The organism is Chryseolinea serpens (genome assembly GCF_900129725.1).
Taxonomy (GTDB): Bacteria; Bacteroidota; Bacteroidia; order Cytophagales; family Cyclobacteriaceae; genus Chryseolinea; species Chryseolinea serpens.
In genome coordinates, this window is the sequence record NZ_FQWQ01000006.1 from 192,697 (window position 1) to 209,037 (window position 16,341).

Consider the following 16,341-nt stretch of genomic DNA (forward strand, 5'->3'; position numbering starts at 1 on the left):
CCACATAAAAGAGCGGAAACCGTGGCGTTGTTTGCGTAACTTTACCTACCGGTAAATAGAGGCGTGAACAAACACAGAGTATATTGGTCGATGCAGATTGGCGGGTGGCTGTTGTACGCCCTGGTCCAAATTGTGGGCAGCTACCTGGCGTCGGGGGGAATTTCGACGAAACGCCTGCTCTTCCTCCTGGCCGAGGCCCTGTTGTGCCTGGGGGTTACCCACGGGTTCAGGGTGCTGCTGAACCGCTGGCGCTGGCTGTATCTGCCCATGCATAAATTGCTGCCCAGTGTCTCGGTGGCGCTGTTCATTATGGGGCTGCTGGTGTATTTCCTGCGCATCCCGGTGAACCTTGCGCTGGGTCGTTTGTTCAATCCCATGGATGCGTTGGATATTCAGCAAATCCTGGGACAATCTGTGTTCTATATCTTCGTTTTCTTTCTGTGGACGGTGTTCTATTTCACCTACCACTATTTTGAACGCTATAATAAATCGTTGAAGTACGAGGCTTCCATGATCGAGATCGAACTGAACAACCTGAAGTCACAGCTCAACCCCCATTTTATCTTCAATGCCCTGAACAGCATCCGGGCGTTGGTGGACGAAAATCCATCCAAATCCAAGCAGGCCATCAACCAACTCTCCAATATCCTGCGCAATTCGCTGGCGTCGGACAAGAAGGGGCTTACCAATTTTGAGGACGAGCTGAAGATGGTGAAGGACTACCTGGGCCTGGAGAGTATCCGGTTTGAAGAGCGGCTGAAAACGGAGTTCGACATCGACCCTGACTCGACGAAGTTCCGTGTGCCTCCACTGATGATCCAGACACTGGTAGAGAACGGCATCAAACACGGCATCTCTAAACTAACGCCGGGCGGTATTATCCAGCTGAAGACATTTGTCGCAGACGACCGGCTGAATATCCATATCCGCAACAGCGGCCACCTCATCAATGGGGTCAAACGCAGCAAATCGGGCCTGGGCCTGAAGAATACGGTGCAGCGTTTGAAGCTTATTTATGGGGACGAAGCCTCCTTCCGTATTGTAAATGAAAACGATAATTTTGTACTTACTGAAATAATCATTCCTCAAATCAATAGCCATGAGAGCATTAATCGTAGATGACGAACGTTTGGCCCGCAAAGAACTGATGAAGTTGCTGGAAGACCATCCCATGATTGAAGTGGTAGGCGAAGCCATGAACGCCGAAGAGGCCACCCAATTGGTAAACGACCTCAATCCCGACCTTCTTTTTCTCGACATCCAGATGCCGGGCAAAACGGGCTTTCAATTACTGGAGGAGCTCGACTCCGTTCCGCTGGTGGTGTTCACCACGGCCTACGATGAGTTCGCTTTGAAAGCATTCGAAGTGAATGCCCTGGACTATTTATTAAAGCCCATTCAACCCGAGCGTCTCGCCGAAGCGGTGGCCAAGCTGGCCGATAAAGAGCGCGCCAAGAACGCCGCCATCCGCGGTCCCGAAAAGAAGCTGGGCCTCAACGACCAGGTCTTTGTGAAAGACGGCGATCGTTGTTGGTTTGTGAGCCTTTCGAATGTGCGCCTGTTCGAATCGGATGGCAACTATATTAAAGTATACTTCGACAGCAACCGGCCGATGATCCACAAGTCGCTCAATGCGCTGGATGAGAAATTGGACGAGCGTGCTTTTTTCCGTGCCAGCCGAAAACATATTGTCAACCTCAGTTGGGTGGAAGGTATCGAGCCTTGGTTCAATGGTGGGCTGATGGTGAAGCTTCGCGGCGGCGACAAAGTGGAGGTGAGCAGACGGCAGGCGGCGAAGTTTAAGGACATGATGAGCTTGTAAAAATCAGGCTTAACGGATCCATCGCGAAGTCTTGGAAATTTAACTAACCGAGAGAATCACGCCGCAAATACGAGATTCAGCGACAATTGGTCGCCGTTGACTATTACGGCTATTCCTTTATTCGTGCCCGAATAGTTGGGCGTTAAGATCATAGCGATCGGTCGATACAAGAATCATACTTCCCAAGATGCTTCATTCCATTAACGTAAATCCTCATCAGACTACTCTATTTATAATCATCCTATCACTTTTGTGCTCCTATGTTAAGGAAGCAAATGCTGTCAATATCCACTCCAGTAAGACGATTAGACTAAAAGGATTTTCTGAACAATATAAAATCAACATAGAGCTCGATTCAACAATTGCTTCTTTTGGTCTGGATGAGGTTAGGATTGCAATAAACGGATTGAAAAATCAAAGACATTTTAAACCAGAACGCGATCAGAATCGAATTCGAATGGTTCTAAGTTTTCTGGATGAGAACCAAGACTACACATTGAATTATCAACTGGGTGCAAAAAAAATGATTTCACAAGGGGCAGCTTCCATGGAGGCTTCAGAACTCATTATGCGATATGTTTTTCCGAAGCTAATGAAAAGAGGTCATGCCAAATTGCTTAATAAGATAACGAAGCAATTCGAACAAAAATTAGTGTGCACGCACTACAAAGTGGACATGAGCGGTGAGCGCCATGAGGGATACGAGTACAAATTGTTGAACGACTTTATATTCTATACACACTTTATTTCAATATAGGCGTCTGACGACGGTACGCAGTCTGACACCGCTCGCGCTATTTCCCTTTCTTCCCCCGCTTCGTTTTCGCTGTCCTTCCTTTCTCATCAAAGACATCCCTCTTTTTCTTCGCCGGTGCACTCCCCTTATCAAGAGCATCCTTCCGCTTCGCCGCCAGATTCTTCTTGTCAAAAACAACCTTCTTCTTTTTAGGAGCATCCTTTTTGTCAGGGGTCCGCTTCTTCTCATGAAACGCCCCTTTAAAATCCGGATTCTCTTTTCGCTTTTGCCAATCGATATCCAACGCCATGGCCTGGGCCTCCTCGTAAGGCGTCTTCGTGATCTCTACTTCTTCCGGAATTTGTTTGACGGGAATTTTTTCACGGATGAGGGTTTCTATTTTTTCGATGTGATACAACTCCGACTTGGTCACAAACGTGATGGCCTTCCCTTCCTGGAACGCGCGGCCTGTTCGCCCGATGCGATGCACATAATCCTCATGCAAAGGAGGCACATCAAAGTTGATCACGTGCGATACCTTCACCACATCGATACCCCGCGCCGTCACATCCGTCGACACCAACACGCGCAGCTGTCCTTCTTTAAATTCAGTCACGGCGTTGATGCGGCTGTTCTGTCCTTTGTTGGAGTGGATCACTTTCACCGGACCCAACGCCTTTCGTTCGAGGAAATTGAAAACATTGTCGGCCACTTCCTTGGTGCGCGTAAAGATCATGACACGGTTAAAAGTTTCTCTATCCTGCAGCAGGCGCTCCAAAAAGTTGATCTTGGTGCGCATGTTGGGCACGTGATACAACTCTTGCTCTACCTGCTTGGCGGCGGTGGCTTGTGGCGTTACTTCAATCTTTACCGGAAACTCTAAAAATTCGGCAGATAACATTTCCACCCGTTCGGAAAACGTGGCGGAGAACAACAGGTTCTGTCGCTTGCGTGGCACCACCTCCAGGATCTTGCGCAGCTGGTGCATAAAGCCCATGTCCATCATGCGGTCGGCCTCATCCAAGACCAGGAATTTGATCTGCTTGGTGGGCAGTTCTCCTTTGAGGTAGAGCTCCAGAAAACGACCAGGTGTGGAGATGAGGATGTCTATGCCTTCGCGGATCTCCTGGATCTGTGTTTTGGGGCCGATGCCACCGTAGATCGGCAGAATGCGCAGGTCGGTATATTTCGCCAGGGCCCTCGTGTGTTCCGCGATCTGGATGGTCAGCTCCTTGGTGGGTGCCAGGATCACCGCGCGGGGCTCGTCGCCTTGTGCGTATTTCACTTTCATGAGGATGGGCAACAGGTAGGCTGCCGTTTTGCCGGTGCCGGTTTGCGCGATGCCGATCACTTCCTGGCCGCCCAGGACAAGCGGGATGCATTTCTGCTGGATTTCAGTGGGTGTTGTGAATCCCTGGTCAGCCACGGCGTTGAGCAGCTGTTTGTTGAGATTAAAACCTTCGAAAGTTGGGATTGCTGACACTTTAGCTTTTAATTTTACCGGCGATGAAGACAAAACTGATCACCAACGCAAATATAGTCAATGAAGGCAAGGTCTTTGAAGGCGACGTGCTTATAAAGGGACAATACATTGAAGCCGTGGGCAAAGACCTGTCCTCGCGGTCGGCAGACGTGATCATCGACGCTGCGGGAAAGTACTTGCTGCCGGGCGTAATCGACGACCAGGTGCACTTTCGCGAGCCCGGACTGACCCACAAAGGCAACATCCACTCCGAATCCAGGGCGGCCGTGGCCGGAGGGGTGACCAGCTTTATGGAAATGCCCAACACCAATCCGCCAACATTCACCCAAGCCCTGCTGGAACAGAAATACAACATCGCTTCCCAAAATGCCCTGGCCAACTATTCCTTCTTCATCGGCGCCGCCAACGACAACCTGGAGGAAGTGATGAAGACCGACATCACCCGTGTGTGCGGTCTCAAGATCTTTATGGGCTCGTCCACGGGAAATCTGTTGGTGGATGATCCGAAAGTTTTAGAACATTTCTTCTCGCGTTTCCCCTCGCTCATTGCCGCGCATTGTGAAGACGAGGGCACCATTAGAAAAAATACAGCCCTCTATAAAGAAAAGTATGGCGAAGATGTGCCCATCGCGTGTCACCCCCTCATTCGCAGCGAAGAAGCGTGCTATCTCTCTTCGTCGTTTGCCGTGAAGCTGGCCAAAAAACATGGCACGCGTTTTCATATTCTCCACATCTCTACGGCGAAGGAAACGTCGTTGTTCGACAACACCATTCCCCTCGAGCAAAAAAAGATCACCGCCGAAGCCTGTGTGCATCACCTCTGGTTCAACGATGCCGACTATGCGCGCCTGGGCACACGCATCAAATGGAACCCGGCTGTGAAAACCGCTCAGGATCAGCAAGCGATCCTGGATGCCGTGCTCGACGACCGCATCGACGTGATCGCTACCGATCACGCACCCCATACCTGGGACGAAAAGAGCAACACCTATTTCAAGGCGCCTTCGGGTGGCCCCCTCGTGCAACACAGCCTGGTGGCGATGCTCGAACTGTATCACCAGGGGAAAATAAAACTCGAAAAAGTGGTTCAGAAGATGAGTCATCATCCGGCCATTCTTTTCCAGATCGAGAAGCGCGGCTTTATCCGCGAGGGCTACTTTGCCGACCTGGTGCTGGTGGATTTGGATACCCCCTGGAAAGTAGGGCGCGAGAACATTGTGGCCCACTGCGGCTGGTCGCCTTTTGAGGGCGTAACGTTCCGTTCCCAGGTGGAGCGCACCTTTGTATCGGGCCACCTGGCCTATAGCCTGGGGGCGTTCGACGAGAGCAAAATGGGCGAGCGGCTCCGGTTTGACCGGAAATGATTTTAGAAAATCGTTTTTGCATATTTCAGCGGTCTGTCTAACTTTGCAGTCCTCAAATGGTGGATGTAGCTCAGTTGGTTAGAGCATCAGATTGTGATTCTGAGGGTCGCGGGTTCGAGTCCCGTCTTTCACCCCAAAATACTTGTAACCCTATGTTTATCAACAACATAGGGTTTTTTTGTTTCTCACCGATAGGAGCCGGTGCGTATATTTTGGCGGTTGGGCCCGGGTTAGGGTGTAGATGCCGGATTTTCTATTTCTTGCCCCGAAAGAATTTGATTTGATTGAGCCGGGTGACTGCGTCTTCGTCAGAATGCTCGCTGCCGTCCAGAATTTCGACGGATTTGAAATTGCCAAAATTTGAAACCACCGCTCGAAAGCAAGCTGTACTCCGGGCACAAGTCGCATTGGCAAATTATCCAGTAGTTCGGAACACCACTCATCTTCGAGGTCATGTTCAAATTCAACGGGCCGTTACACGCTGCGTAGGCAAATCGATTTTGTTCCAACCATGACTTTCTTTCTCTTTAGTAAGCGCTATCATTGTTCCTACATCTCACCGTACATCCAATAATTTAAGCTCTCACCCATATTGATCCCGACCACCTGACCAATTTTATAAAACTCATCTCCGATAAATTCTTTCTCCTCGGTGTCGTAGTATGTCGCGTTGAATCGCTCTAATCCTTTTATCAAGGTTCCCTTCATTTGTTCTTCGGGTGCATCGGACCGGACATCTGCCAACAGTTCGTCGAGACATACATTGGTCAACCGCGTCATCGCTTCGATGATTGCCGGATCGGATGGATTAAGTCCGCGCTGTTTCCATTCGGGATTTGTAAATTTTTTTCTTTCTCGTAAAACGATCAGTTTATTCAGTGCTTCTTTTTCTATCGCCATGTTGGTGTCCGTTAAAAATCATTGCGAAAAACATGCAGCTTCGAGGCTCAGATCTTTTTCACGCAATCGTTTGGTGCTCTTTTCTCTCTGGAACAAATTACTATAAATCCCCAACATCGCGAAGAGCGCATCGGCCCACTTTAAAGAAAAACTAAGCCAGAATCAATCTTGTGCTCCAATTATTTTTAGCTTATGTTTAATTCATGATCGCATATACTGAATTTGATGAGTTGACGCTGGAGGACAAGATCAGTACGCTCTATGAAAAAGGCACTTTTGTAATGGCCATTCGCTATTACGGCTATAAAATAAATTTATACTTGCTCGGTAATTTTTACCTCGAAGTATTCATCAATCACAAATTCTCGCTCATCGAGAAAATAATTCCGCTGGACCACATGCATACGCGGATGAAATTTTATTCCGACCAGATCAAATTGCCCAAAGAAGAACTTTAAACGGCTGAACGTCGCGTTTGTTTTCGGATTGGTACTATTTTTTTTGATCTATCATTCAAAAAAAAATAGCGCGATCGAATCGACGGCAATGTCATGCAGCCGACATCGTTTTTATTTTGAGTTGAATTTCTTTGAAGAAAAATTATTCAAAATATGAAATCATTCATGACCTGTTTTTTCCTCGTGCTGTTGCTGGCTCCTGCATTTGGACAAGAAGTATTCACAAAATCAGAAGCGGCTATTCAAGGCTACGATCCCGTGGCCTATTTCAAGGAATCAAAACCTGTGAAAGGGAAAAAGGAACTCAACTACACCTGGAAAGAATCAACCTGGCTTTTTTCTTCCGCACAAAATCTCAGTGACTTCAAAGCCAACCCCGAAAAGTTCGCGCCACAGTTCGGAGGCTATTGCGCCTATGGCATGTCGCAAGGGCACAAAGCATCAACCTCGCCCGATGCCTGGACCATTATCGACGGCAAGCTGTACCTGAACTACAACAAGGACGTGCAAGTGCTTTGGAAAAAAGATCCGGCCGGTTTCATCACGAAGGCCAACGCGAACTGGCCCACGGTGAAAACTGAAAAATTCGAGTAAATATTCAGATGTGAAAAACCCACTCGGCGTATAGTGGATCGGCGGCGTCAAAATCGTTGCGTACAAAAAACGTTCGGGGCAATACTTTCACACCCGAGCACTCCATCAGCATAAGGTTCCGGTATCCGGGACCTTTGCTTTTGGCGCTGTATCCATATTCCTGCCAGCACACCAGCACGATCTTGTTTTGCTTCGTGCGACAAACACCATAGGGATGAACGACTCTCGATCCCGTTTCCTTGAACAACTGTATGCTGCAAACGCGTTTGGATTGCGCGGCGTCGTAGAGTTGCTGGGTGATGACGCCGGTATCATAGTCAGGTAAAGGCATGGCTATCCGGTTAAATTTGAATTTCTAACGATCACTTGCATAACCTTCATACGGCAATTCAGGGATATGAACCACGGCATCGGGGCGCATCCCATGCTTACGTTCTTGATCTCGTGTTGATCCTTTGCCCGGTTAAAAATTGGGTGACAATAAGTACTTGGAATAGAAATCGTCGATGACGCGCACGGCTTCTTCCGGGGTATCGACCAGGTTAAAGAGATCGAGATCTTCTTCGTTGATCATCTTGTCGGTGACCAACACTTTCTTCCACCAGTCCAACAAACCCTTCCAGAAACTTTTGCCCACCAGTACGATGGGGAACCGGCCGATCTTTTTGGTTTGGATCAACGTCAAGGCTTCCGTCAGCTCGTCTAACGTGCCGAAACCGCCGGGCATGACGATAAAGCCCTGTGAGTATTTCATGAACATGACCTTTCTCACAAAGAAGTAATCGAACGTGATCAGTTTGTCGGGGTCGATATAGATGTTTCCTTTTTGCTCGTGGGGTAGATAGATGTTGAGGCCCACGGATTTTCCCTTGGCCCGGTTGGCCCCGCGGTTACCGGCCTCCATGATACCCGGTCCACCGCCCGTGATGACACCATAGCCGTGTTGCACCAACTGATAGGCGATCTCGTCGGCCATTTTATAATAGGGGTTGCTGGGTTTTACCCGGGCCGATCCGAAAATGGTGACACAGGGACCGATCTTGGCCAGCTTCTCGAGGCCCTCCACAAACTCCGACATCACCTTGAAGATCATCCAGCTGTTGGAGCCTTTGATCTCCGCCCAATCCTTGTCTTTGAAAGCCCTGCGGATGCGTTGCTCTTCTTCCAACGCCTCGGGACTTAACGATACCTCTGCAGTTTTCTTTTTCGTTTTCATACGTATACCTTGTACATAAAAAACGAATATACAAGGATGAAACGAAAAACAAGCGTCTTCTACTTTTCTCTTGTTCTAGGCGCATGTTTGGTCCTGTGCGGTTGCCAACCTAAACCCACGACCACCACCGGAACGACGTGGGCGCTGGTGCCGTTCGAAAAAGTTGATAGTGTCAATCCCATCCTCGTGCCCGGAGAAAATGTGTTCCAATGCCCCGTGCTGGGGAAAGCAGTGACGTGGGAAATCAAAGATGTTTTCAATCCCGCCGCCGTCGTTCGTGAAAATAAAGTGTACCTGCTGTTCAGGGCCGAAGACACCGTGGGCCGCTTTGCCGGCACGTCGCGCATCGGCCTGGCCACAAGCGATGATGGTCTCCATTTTTCAAAAATGAAGGAACCCGTCCTCTATCCCGACAACGACAGCCTGAAGCGTTTTGAATGGGAAGGCGGCATCGAAGATCCCCGCGTGGTGGAGTCTGAAGAAGGCCAATACATCATGACTTACACGGCCTACGATGGCACAACGGCAAGGCTATTGCTTGCCATATCGCCCGACCTGATCCATTGGACAAAGTACGGAACGGTGTTGCAAGGCAGCCACAAAGATACCTGGAGCAAGTCGGGCGCCATTGTCGCGCGACGCGAAGGGTCGAAGATCGTAGCCACAAAAGTGAACGGGAAGTTCTGGATGTACTTTGGCGACACAGACTTGTTTGCCGCCACGTCCTCCGACCTGCTGCACTGGACACCGGAACTGGAAAACGGAAAACTAAAGTCCGTCCTTAAACCGCGCAAAGGTTATTTCGACAGCTTTCTGGTGGAGAGCGGTCCCTATGCATTGCTCACCGACGCCGGCATCGTGCTCCTCTACAATGGCATGAATCACAATACCCAAGGCGACACCACGCTGGCCAAGGGTGCCTACTGCGGTGGGCAGGTTTTGTTCGCCAGGAATGATCCAACGCAAGTAATAGACCGGCTGGAGAAAAATTTCATCCGGCCCGACAAGCCTTACGAGATCACAGGGCAAGTAAATCAAGTGTGTTTTCTGGAGGGCATGATCTATTTCCACGACCGGTGGCTTTTGTATTATGGTACCGCCGATTCAAAAATCGGTGTGGCGGTCAAGTAAGGCTTCTGCTTTATTTTTTTGATGCTACCGGCGCGACCGGCCGTTTTTTTTGAAGCAAATTTACGAGGGCGTCGTCTACGTTTTCAAAAGCAAATTTGAATCCGGCGCGTTGGATTTTCTCACTCGACACTTTGCTTCCCCGCAGCACCAGGTCGGCCATTTCGCCCAACAGCAGCTTGAGGATAAACGAAGGAATGGCGGGAAAAATGATGGGCTTGCGCACCGCGTTTGCAATGGCCAGGGTGAGCTCCCGGTTTGTCGCGGGATGAGGCGCCACGGCATTGTAGGCGCCCTCCAGCGCATCGTTCTCTACGGCCATGATGAAGATGTTGCAAAGATCGTCGAGGTGGATCCAGCTCAGGTATTGATTCCCCGATCCCAGGGGCGCACCGGCATACCATTTTACGGGCCGCAAGATCTCATGCACCACACCGCCGTCTGCGCTAAGCACGATGCCAATACGAAGGCGCACCACGCGAATATTTAACTTCAGAAATGCATCCACCTCCTGCTCCCACCGCCGCGTGACCTGCGCCAGGAAATCATCGCCCGGCGGATCGTCTTCCGTATAGGTAATCGCTTCGTCTTTGAAACCGTAGTAGCCGACCGCCGTGGCGGAGATGATGGTCTTGACGGAGTGGTTGCCTTTTTTTAGTTCGTCGTAAAGCAGCTGCGTGGATTGGGTGCGGCTTTCGAGGATCTCGCGTTTGCGTTCTTTGGTCCAGGGTTTGTCAGCAATGCCGGCGCCGGCGAGGTGGATGATGGTGTCGGTGTCCTGGAAGGCACCGCGTTCGATGTAGCGCCGGTCAATATCCCAAACGAAGGACCGGGCAATGCCATCGCGCTTGGCGCGACCCAGGTGGGCCACACGGTGGCCATGGCTGTGCAACAAGTTGGTAAGCCGTGAGCCGATGAGGCCGGATGCGCCGGTGATGAGGATGCTGTGCAAGGATGCTTATGGATACGATTATGTACCGAAATTATAAAATTTCTTCAAAAAGAAAACCGCACTCCCGGGTGACGGATTTAAGAAGTCAAGGCGCTGCTAGGCTTTCGTTTTCCACTTCCGCTCCGCTTTGTCGTAATACACATTCGGGTCCGGAAACTCAACATACTCTTCACCGTTGCTGTTCTTCGTCCAATAGGGTTCGAGTGATTCACCCTTCACCATGCGATCGAACAACATGCCGCCTCTGCGCAGCAATGTGTCGGGCATCATTTTCCAGGTCCTGAAAATTTCTTCGTATTCAACTAACTCTCCCTTGTCATTCAGTTTGAATTTTCCACCCGTGGCGTGGCGCTTACCATAGAGACTTGCCGCTTCTTGAGAGATCAGGAAGTATGTTTCTCTACCTGCCGGATAGTAAAGCTCCAGCTTCGCGCGGCTCATTTTATCAAGATAGTATTCGTCGTATTGTTTGTCGAATTTCTCCACGTCGGAAGTGTTTTCGGGTGGCTTGGCCAGGTAGCGGATCAACTTGGTCATCACTTCATCTTTCGTCGCTGCCGTCAGGTGATCATCGGGGTTGTAGTTCGCTTTCTTATCGCATGAAAAAAACAGGAGGGCCAGGGCAAACAATAACAAATGGTTGTACTTCATATTCAGTTGGAATGCGTGCAAAATTAAAAAGACTTACCCAGAATAGGGTAAGTCTTTTTTACAATAATTCGTTTTTCTATTTACGCGATCGAAGCGATTAGTACGCTTTCACACCGGGTTGGAATTCAGTCCAGGTATCGGTCCAGTCGCTCGTGCCAAAGGCGCCGATGTAAGTCGGTGTCTTGTCGAAGAAAGTACCAAACTTGTCATCGCTATAGTCTGCGCCAGTAGCCAGTGTTCCGGAACCGGAGCTGAAGTCAGGGTTGACAGGGTATGCGCCAACTGCGCCACCACCCCAATAACTGGTCAGGGGTACACCATAACCAGCGTAAGGAGGCAACACAGACCCGGCAGGTGTTCCAGCTACTGCGGACCACTGTATAGCTTTTGTGGGGAACTGGCTGACGTTGTCGTTGGCAGCGTTCGTCCAGATGGTCTTCACAGCTGTGGCGTCGCCACTTGCCGTATTGGTGCTATATACCACACCCAGTTCACCGGAAACGGTACCCACTTCTTTTTCGGTGTTTGCAACGGCGATCGTCGCCAACAATACGTTGTTCTTCAATTTACCCAATCCGCTCTTGTAGGCTGCGATGGTAGCATCGTCATCCATACGGAGACCGGTAGTGAAGCCCGACAGATACGAGTTGAAGATAGAAAGGTTCGTTCTTCTGCGGATGTGCATGGTGTTCTGGAAGCTACCCGAGATCGTGCGTGAGTTCACATCTTTAGGACCCAGTACGGTGACGTTGGAGAACACAGCTTGCGTACAGCCATCGTGGCCACCGCCGGTTACGCCCGTTCCATCAAAGGTGAAGTCGCAACCATTCGTAGCGTTAGCATTGCCTTGGTTATCGCTTTCAAAAGCGTTGGAACCAGATTGGTCGGCATAGAAAGGATAGCGCACTACGAGGGCGAACTGAACATTTCCACGGAAACCGAAGTCCGTATCCAAATCGTCATCCCAAGCGCTGAAAGAAACAAGGTGTTTTGCATTTACTGTACCGCCGAACCATTCGAAGCTATCGTCACCACCATAAGATGATTGTACGTGGTCGATGGTTGTGCCGTTACCTACGCCGCCCATGGTCAAACCATTGGTTTCGTTATTCGGCGTGAGCTCGATACCGGCGTATTCAATTCTAACATAATTCAAGATTCCGCTGCTTTGGTCAGCATTGGTGGTAGGTGTAGCGCTTTCAGCTTTCGAAGAGCCATAGAGAACAGAAGGAGTGATACCTTCGATGCTAGGCTTGGTGTCCTGGTTCACCCATGCACTTCCCAAGAGGAGTACGCCGGCCCAGTCGCCACGATCACGGCCGTTTGCAGGCTGTGCCGAAGTGAATACTACAGGCTTTTCAGCTGTTCCGTTACAAACGAGTTGTCCACCGGGCTCAACGATCAACGCAGCTTTGGAAGCTTTGTCACCTTTAATAACCGTACCGGCGGGAACCGTCAACACGGCACCGCTCTTCACAAACACTTGGCCTACCAGCAAATAAGCTTTAGCTGCATCCAGGGTTTGGTTGGCACTGATGTTACCTTGCAAAGTGATCACCGGGTTACCCACGGTAATGGTTAATGTCACGGGAGCGGAATTCTGATTGGAGTTGTCCGATGCCGAAAAAACTACCGTGATGGTAGAACCTACAACGGCGGAAGCGGGGATGGCAATGACCACGTCCTTATCTACGCTGGTAGCACCAGCGAGGTCGATGGTTTGGGTTGAGCCGCCCGTAACGAGCAGTGATTTTCCACCTCCAGGAGCAGTCACAGTGGCTTTCACCGTAACATTTGCTCCAGGCACGTCTTGTGCAGTGGATTTGTCTAAGCTAACGGTGGGGGCGGTTGGGGTCGATGGATCGTCATTATTACAAGCGACGAATCCCAACATCGCAGAAAAAAGGAAAAGTCCTAAGATTTTTTTCATGGTGTCAGATTTAGAATGGTTCGAATTGAATGGCTCAAAGGTATGCGGACGATGTTCAACGGGTGTTAAACCCATTTTAACAAATCGTTACGTGTTGTTTCCCCGCGGTTAACATTTAACATTAAAAAATAAAAGAGGCCGGAGCCTCTTTACTTTTATCGTGTTGTCACGCACAACTATTTTTTCATAAACTTCCACGACCATGACAGCGTGAACAATTGCGATGTCTGATAAACCTGGATCGGGTCGTCAATTTTTTCATCGATCTTTTGGTTTTCGTCATTATCCTGGAAAATGCGATATTTTGCGTTGAGCACATTTTGTACGTTCAACTTTATTTCCATTGAATTCTTGAACTCCTTCGCCACCTGGAGATCAACGGCGTTGCGGGGTCTCTCAATCCAGGAAGGAGCAATAACACTTCCCACCGCCATGATCCGGTTGCCGATCACATTGTAGGCGATATTAACAGAATAGCCCAGGTCCGGATCGTTATAATACAATCCCGAGTTGATCACATAAGGCGATTGTCCCTGCAGCGGTCTTCGTCTTTTCTGGAAGGTCACATCAGGTCCCATATCCACCTCACTCTTCATCAGCGACGAATTGATGTTCACCGAAAGATTGCGGAGGAACTTAGACACGCCAAGGCTAGCCAGCGATTTCCGGACTTCCAATTCAACGCCTGTGGTGTAGGCCTTGGGCGCGTTTTGATAACTGAACTGGATATTACCCGATGCATTTTGTTGGTAGAATTCGATCGGGTTTTTAAAGTTTTTGTAAAACGCTCCAAAGCTGATCAACTCACCCGGGTTCGGATACAGTTCCCAGCGAAGATCGATGTTGTCGATCGTGGCGGGTTTGAGGGTGGGATTTCCGATCAGGTTCAGGTTATATTCAAATTGATAGAACAAGAAGGGCGCAAGCTCGCGAAACTCCGGGCGGTTCACCGTTTTGCTGTAGGCGACACGCAGCAACGACCGCTCTGTTAAATTATAGGCGATGTTCGCCGAAGGCAGTATCGACGTTTTTACGTTGTGCACCGGATCCAGATACGTCTCCAATTTCTGGTCGAAGTGTTCTACACGTACGCCTCCACCAATGTCAAATTTTCCAACCGGAACGTTACCCATGACAAAGCCCGAGGTAACAAGCGTCTTGCCGTGATAAACAAACGATGGATCGCTACCCTCCTGGATGGCAAACCCAGGGGATTGTGTCCCGTCGGCATTATTCGTGAACATATTCTGCTGCGAGAAAATCGTATTTATCGGCAAATAGGAAAGCTCGTTGCCATAGGCGCCGTCGAAGTTTGCAGGATACAAATAAGAGACATAGCGTGCGCTGAACGCGCGTTTCTTATAGTCCAGGAAATATCCGGCTTTCAGACTCGGTGTTCTTTTCTCGTCCAGGTTCCCAAATTTTTTCTCAAAGGTCACACTGTTCTGGTAGCCGTTGTCCGTTAAACTGGAAAAGTAGCGGTTGGCGTCAAAGAGGTTGGAGCCCGGAGGCAGGATCATACGAAACTCGCTACGCGTGTCGTCAAAATTTCTTCTGAACTTGCGGTAGTCGGGCTCACTCCGGTCAACATAGTTCATCGCTAGCATCCAGTTGAACTTCCCGGAGTTGTCTTTCAGCGAATAGGTGCCTTCTAATTGGCCCGAATAAATAAAGCGGCTGAGGTAATAATAGGAATTGTTATTCCACAAGCCGGGAAGCTGTGTGTAATCGTGTCCTTCGCGCAACGTTGTTTTGTTGTCGCCAATCTGTACCAGGAGGTTTTTGAACTCGATCTTATTTCGATCGCTCAAGTTGAAGAGCCAGTTGTGAATGAGGCTGATCTTAGTTTCGTGACTATAGTTGCTATCCTTGAAGTCGTTTTGAAAGTCTGATTTCGTTTCCGGATTCGTATCAAACGTTGTATAGCGATTAAAGCTCGCCTTGTAGTATTGATAGTTGACCGAGTAATTCAAAGAGGTGAGTGTGCTCGCCCGTACTCTTCCCAACATGACGTTGCGGGCATAACCAAAATTGAATCCATAGTCAACCGGCGCCCTTGACGTTGTGTAATCAAATTGATTGGAGAGCGACTTACCGGCTTGCTCGCGAAGCGGGGAAACCTGGCCGGTCGTCTTCAAGGCTTCCACCGAAGGGAATCCGCTGGGCAGTGACCGGAATCCATTATCGAATCCCAGGAAGTCCGTGGGACTCTTTGCCGACTCATTAAAATCCTTGAGCGTCGTGTTGGCGCGATAACCAAAGTTCAGGCCAAAGCTGGTATACTCATCGGAAGTCGTCTGCTTTGTCTTCACTTGGATAACACCCCCCGCAAAATCACCCGGTAGGTCGGGAGTTGCCGATTTATAGATCAACAACTGGTCGATGGCACCACTGGGAATAAGATCAAACGCGAAGGTTCTTTTATCCACTTCGGTGCTCGGTGCAATAGCGCCATTGATCATCACCTGGTTGTAACGGTCGGGCACCCCTCTCACTAATACAAACCGGTTATCCACGATGGTGACACCGGGCACGCGCTTCATCACCTGCGCTGCGTCGTTGTCGGGTAACTTTATGATTTGTTCGGCGGAAATACCGCTCACCACCAGCTTGCTTTCTTTAATGGCATTGATCAGCGACATGTCGTTGTTGATCTCACGTGTTGCCGCCACCACGATTTCAGTAAGCTCAGTGGCAGAATCTTCTTGCATGGGCACCTTAAGGTCGGTGCGTTTAGCGCTTTCCACCACCACATCGGCCACGATGTTGGCTTTGTAGGTGATGAAAGTAATCGCCAGCGTGTAGGTGCCGGGCTTCACATTGGCAATCGTGAATTTGCCCTCCACGTCCGTAACAGCTCCCACTTGTGTGCCTTGAATGATGACATTCGCGCCAACAATGGCTTCACCGCTTTTAGCATCTGTTACAATACCGCCGATGGTTCCGTTTTGAGCCCAGGCAGCAAATGAAATGATCAGGAAGGATAGAGACAATAGTATGCTTCGCAACATAGGGGGTAATTTGAGGCAAAGGTGAGGTCTTAATATTACCTGACGGGGACGGGTTTATTACCAAATTGTTAAGAGGGAAATAACGCCAACCCGAGT

At 49.6% G+C, this 16,341-nt stretch carries 15 protein-coding genes and 1 tRNA gene; 8 read left to right on the forward strand and 8 right to left on the reverse strand.

What is annotated here, in order from left to right:
* Nucleotides 1–63 precede the first annotated feature (63 nt).
* The 3 genes from BUB30_RS32225 to BUB30_RS32235 all read left to right on the forward strand — a co-directional run bounded on the left by BUB30_RS32225 (nucleotide 64) and on the right by BUB30_RS32235 (nucleotide 2,579).
* Nucleotides 64–1,122 carry a sensor histidine kinase gene (locus BUB30_RS32225; RefSeq protein WP_073142810.1) on the forward strand — a complete coding sequence of 353 codons (1,059 nt, stop codon included), beginning with the start codon at nucleotides 64–66 and terminating at the stop codon, nucleotides 1,120–1,122.
* The gene (locus BUB30_RS32230) at nucleotides 1,100–1,822 is read left to right on the forward strand and encodes a LytR/AlgR family response regulator transcription factor (protein ID WP_073142812.1); all 723 of its coding nucleotides are present in this window, start codon (nucleotides 1,100–1,102) and stop codon (nucleotides 1,820–1,822) included. The genes BUB30_RS32225 and BUB30_RS32230 overlap by 23 nt, the downstream gene beginning before the upstream one ends.
* A 187-nt stretch (nucleotides 1,823–2,009) precedes the next feature.
* A complete protein-coding gene (locus tag BUB30_RS32235) occupies nucleotides 2,010–2,579 on the forward strand; it encodes a hypothetical protein (RefSeq protein WP_073142814.1) in 570 nt (189 codons plus the stop codon).
* Between the two features lie 37 nt (nucleotides 2,580–2,616).
* Here the strand turns inward: BUB30_RS32235 and BUB30_RS32240 are convergent, their stop codons facing one another.
* Nucleotides 2,617–4,041: a DEAD/DEAH box helicase gene (locus tag BUB30_RS32240; protein WP_084138519.1), complete on the reverse strand. Its 1,425-nt coding sequence runs from the start codon at nucleotides 4,039–4,041 to the stop codon at nucleotides 2,617–2,619.
* A 23-nt stretch (nucleotides 4,042–4,064) separates the two neighbouring features.
* On the opposite strand from BUB30_RS32240, the gene BUB30_RS32245 reads away from it, so the two are divergent.
* A complete protein-coding gene (locus tag BUB30_RS32245) occupies nucleotides 4,065–5,405 on the forward strand; it encodes a dihydroorotase (RefSeq protein ID WP_073142815.1) in 1,341 nt (446 codons plus the stop codon).
* 59 nt (nucleotides 5,406–5,464) lie between these two features.
* Nucleotides 5,465–5,541, forward strand: a tRNA-His gene (locus tag BUB30_RS32250).
* A gap of 413 nt (nucleotides 5,542–5,954) precedes the next feature.
* On the opposite strand, the gene BUB30_RS32255 is transcribed toward BUB30_RS32250, so the two are convergent.
* Nucleotides 5,955–6,305: a DUF4844 domain-containing protein gene (locus BUB30_RS32255; protein WP_073142816.1), complete on the reverse strand. Its 351-nt coding sequence runs from the start codon at nucleotides 6,303–6,305 to the stop codon at nucleotides 5,955–5,957.
* A 203-nt stretch (nucleotides 6,306–6,508) separates the two neighbouring features.
* On the opposite strand from BUB30_RS32255, the gene BUB30_RS32260 reads away from it, so the two are divergent.
* Nucleotides 6,509–6,763, forward strand: a complete 255-nt coding sequence (locus BUB30_RS32260) for a hypothetical protein (protein WP_073142817.1) — start codon at nucleotides 6,509–6,511, stop codon at nucleotides 6,761–6,763.
* Nucleotides 6,764–6,916: 153 nt separating this feature from the next.
* Complete coding sequence (locus BUB30_RS32265; protein ID WP_073142818.1) at nucleotides 6,917–7,357, forward strand: YHS domain-containing (seleno)protein; 441 nt, start codon at nucleotides 6,917–6,919, stop codon at nucleotides 7,355–7,357.
* 4 nt (nucleotides 7,358–7,361) lie between these two features.
* On the opposite strand, the gene BUB30_RS32270 is transcribed toward BUB30_RS32265, so the two are convergent.
* Both BUB30_RS32270 and BUB30_RS32275 read right to left on the reverse strand, forming a co-directional pair.
* Nucleotides 7,362–7,688 carry a hypothetical protein gene (locus tag BUB30_RS32270; protein WP_073142832.1) on the reverse strand — a complete coding sequence of 109 codons (327 nt, stop codon included), beginning with the start codon at nucleotides 7,686–7,688 and terminating at the stop codon, nucleotides 7,362–7,364.
* Nucleotides 7,689–7,820: 132 nt separating this feature from the next.
* Nucleotides 7,821–8,573, reverse strand: a complete 753-nt coding sequence (locus tag BUB30_RS32275) for an LOG family protein (protein ID WP_073142834.1) — start codon at nucleotides 8,571–8,573, stop codon at nucleotides 7,821–7,823.
* Nucleotides 8,574–8,609: 36 nt separating this feature from the next.
* On the opposite strand from BUB30_RS32275, the gene BUB30_RS32280 reads away from it, so the two are divergent.
* A complete protein-coding gene (locus BUB30_RS32280; RefSeq protein ID WP_073142845.1) occupies nucleotides 8,610–9,704 on the forward strand; it encodes a glycoside hydrolase family 130 protein in 1,095 nt (364 codons plus the stop codon).
* Nucleotides 9,705–9,714: 10 nt separating this feature from the next.
* On the opposite strand, the gene BUB30_RS32285 is transcribed toward BUB30_RS32280, so the two are convergent.
* The 4 genes from BUB30_RS32285 to BUB30_RS32300 all read right to left on the reverse strand — a co-directional run bounded on the left by BUB30_RS32285 (nucleotide 9,715) and on the right by BUB30_RS32300 (nucleotide 16,245).
* Nucleotides 9,715–10,653, reverse strand: coding sequence for a TIGR01777 family oxidoreductase (locus BUB30_RS32285; protein WP_073142846.1), 939 nt, complete (start codon nucleotides 10,651–10,653; stop codon nucleotides 9,715–9,717).
* 96 nt (nucleotides 10,654–10,749) lie between these two features.
* The gene (locus BUB30_RS32290) at nucleotides 10,750–11,304 is read right to left on the reverse strand and encodes a hypothetical protein (protein ID WP_073142847.1); all 555 of its coding nucleotides are present in this window, start codon (nucleotides 11,302–11,304) and stop codon (nucleotides 10,750–10,752) included.
* A 97-nt stretch (nucleotides 11,305–11,401) separates the two neighbouring features.
* Nucleotides 11,402–13,234 carry a hypothetical protein gene (locus BUB30_RS32295; protein ID WP_143165174.1) on the reverse strand — a complete coding sequence of 611 codons (1,833 nt, stop codon included), beginning with the start codon at nucleotides 13,232–13,234 and terminating at the stop codon, nucleotides 11,402–11,404.
* A gap of 176 nt (nucleotides 13,235–13,410) precedes the next feature.
* Nucleotides 13,411–16,245 (reverse strand): TonB-dependent receptor, encoded by a 2,835-nt coding sequence (locus BUB30_RS32300; protein ID WP_073142848.1) that lies wholly within the window; start codon nucleotides 16,243–16,245, stop codon nucleotides 13,411–13,413.
* Nucleotides 16,246–16,341 lie beyond the last annotated feature (96 nt).

What these genes read in the sequence shown, in the direction of transcription:
- BUB30_RS32275 (WP_073142834.1), bottom strand. Translation starts at nt 8,573, where the DNA reads ATGAAAACGAAAAAGAAAACTGCAGAGGTATCGTTAAGTCCCGAGGCG.
- BUB30_RS32260 (WP_073142817.1), top strand. Translation starts at nt 6,509, where the DNA reads ATGATCGCATATACTGAATTTGATGAGTTGACGCTGGAGGACAAGATC.
- BUB30_RS32265 (WP_073142818.1), top strand. Translation starts at nt 6,917, where the DNA reads ATGAAATCATTCATGACCTGTTTTTTCCTCGTGCTGTTGCTGGCTCCT.
- BUB30_RS32255 (WP_073142816.1), bottom strand. Translation starts at nt 6,305, where the DNA reads ATGGCGATAGAAAAAGAAGCACTGAATAAACTGATCGTTTTACGAGAA.
- BUB30_RS32235 (WP_073142814.1), top strand. Translation starts at nt 2,010, where the DNA reads ATGCTTCATTCCATTAACGTAAATCCTCATCAGACTACTCTATTTATA.
- BUB30_RS32300 (WP_073142848.1), bottom strand. Translation starts at nt 16,245, where the DNA reads ATGTTGCGAAGCATACTATTGTCTCTATCCTTCCTGATCATTTCATTT.
- BUB30_RS32270 (WP_073142832.1), bottom strand. Translation starts at nt 7,688, where the DNA reads ATGCCTTTACCTGACTATGATACCGGCGTCATCACCCAGCAACTCTAC.
- BUB30_RS32295 (WP_143165174.1), bottom strand. Translation starts at nt 13,234, where the DNA reads ATGAAAAAAATCTTAGGACTTTTCCTTTTTTCTGCGATGTTGGGATTC.
- BUB30_RS32280 (WP_073142845.1), top strand. Translation starts at nt 8,610, where the DNA reads ATGAAACGAAAAACAAGCGTCTTCTACTTTTCTCTTGTTCTAGGCGCA.
- BUB30_RS32245 (WP_073142815.1), top strand. Translation starts at nt 4,065, where the DNA reads ATGAAGACAAAACTGATCACCAACGCAAATATAGTCAATGAAGGCAAG.
- BUB30_RS32290 (WP_073142847.1), bottom strand. Translation starts at nt 11,304, where the DNA reads ATGAAGTACAACCATTTGTTATTGTTTGCCCTGGCCCTCCTGTTTTTT.
- BUB30_RS32230 (WP_073142812.1), top strand. Translation starts at nt 1,100, where the DNA reads ATGAGAGCATTAATCGTAGATGACGAACGTTTGGCCCGCAAAGAACTG.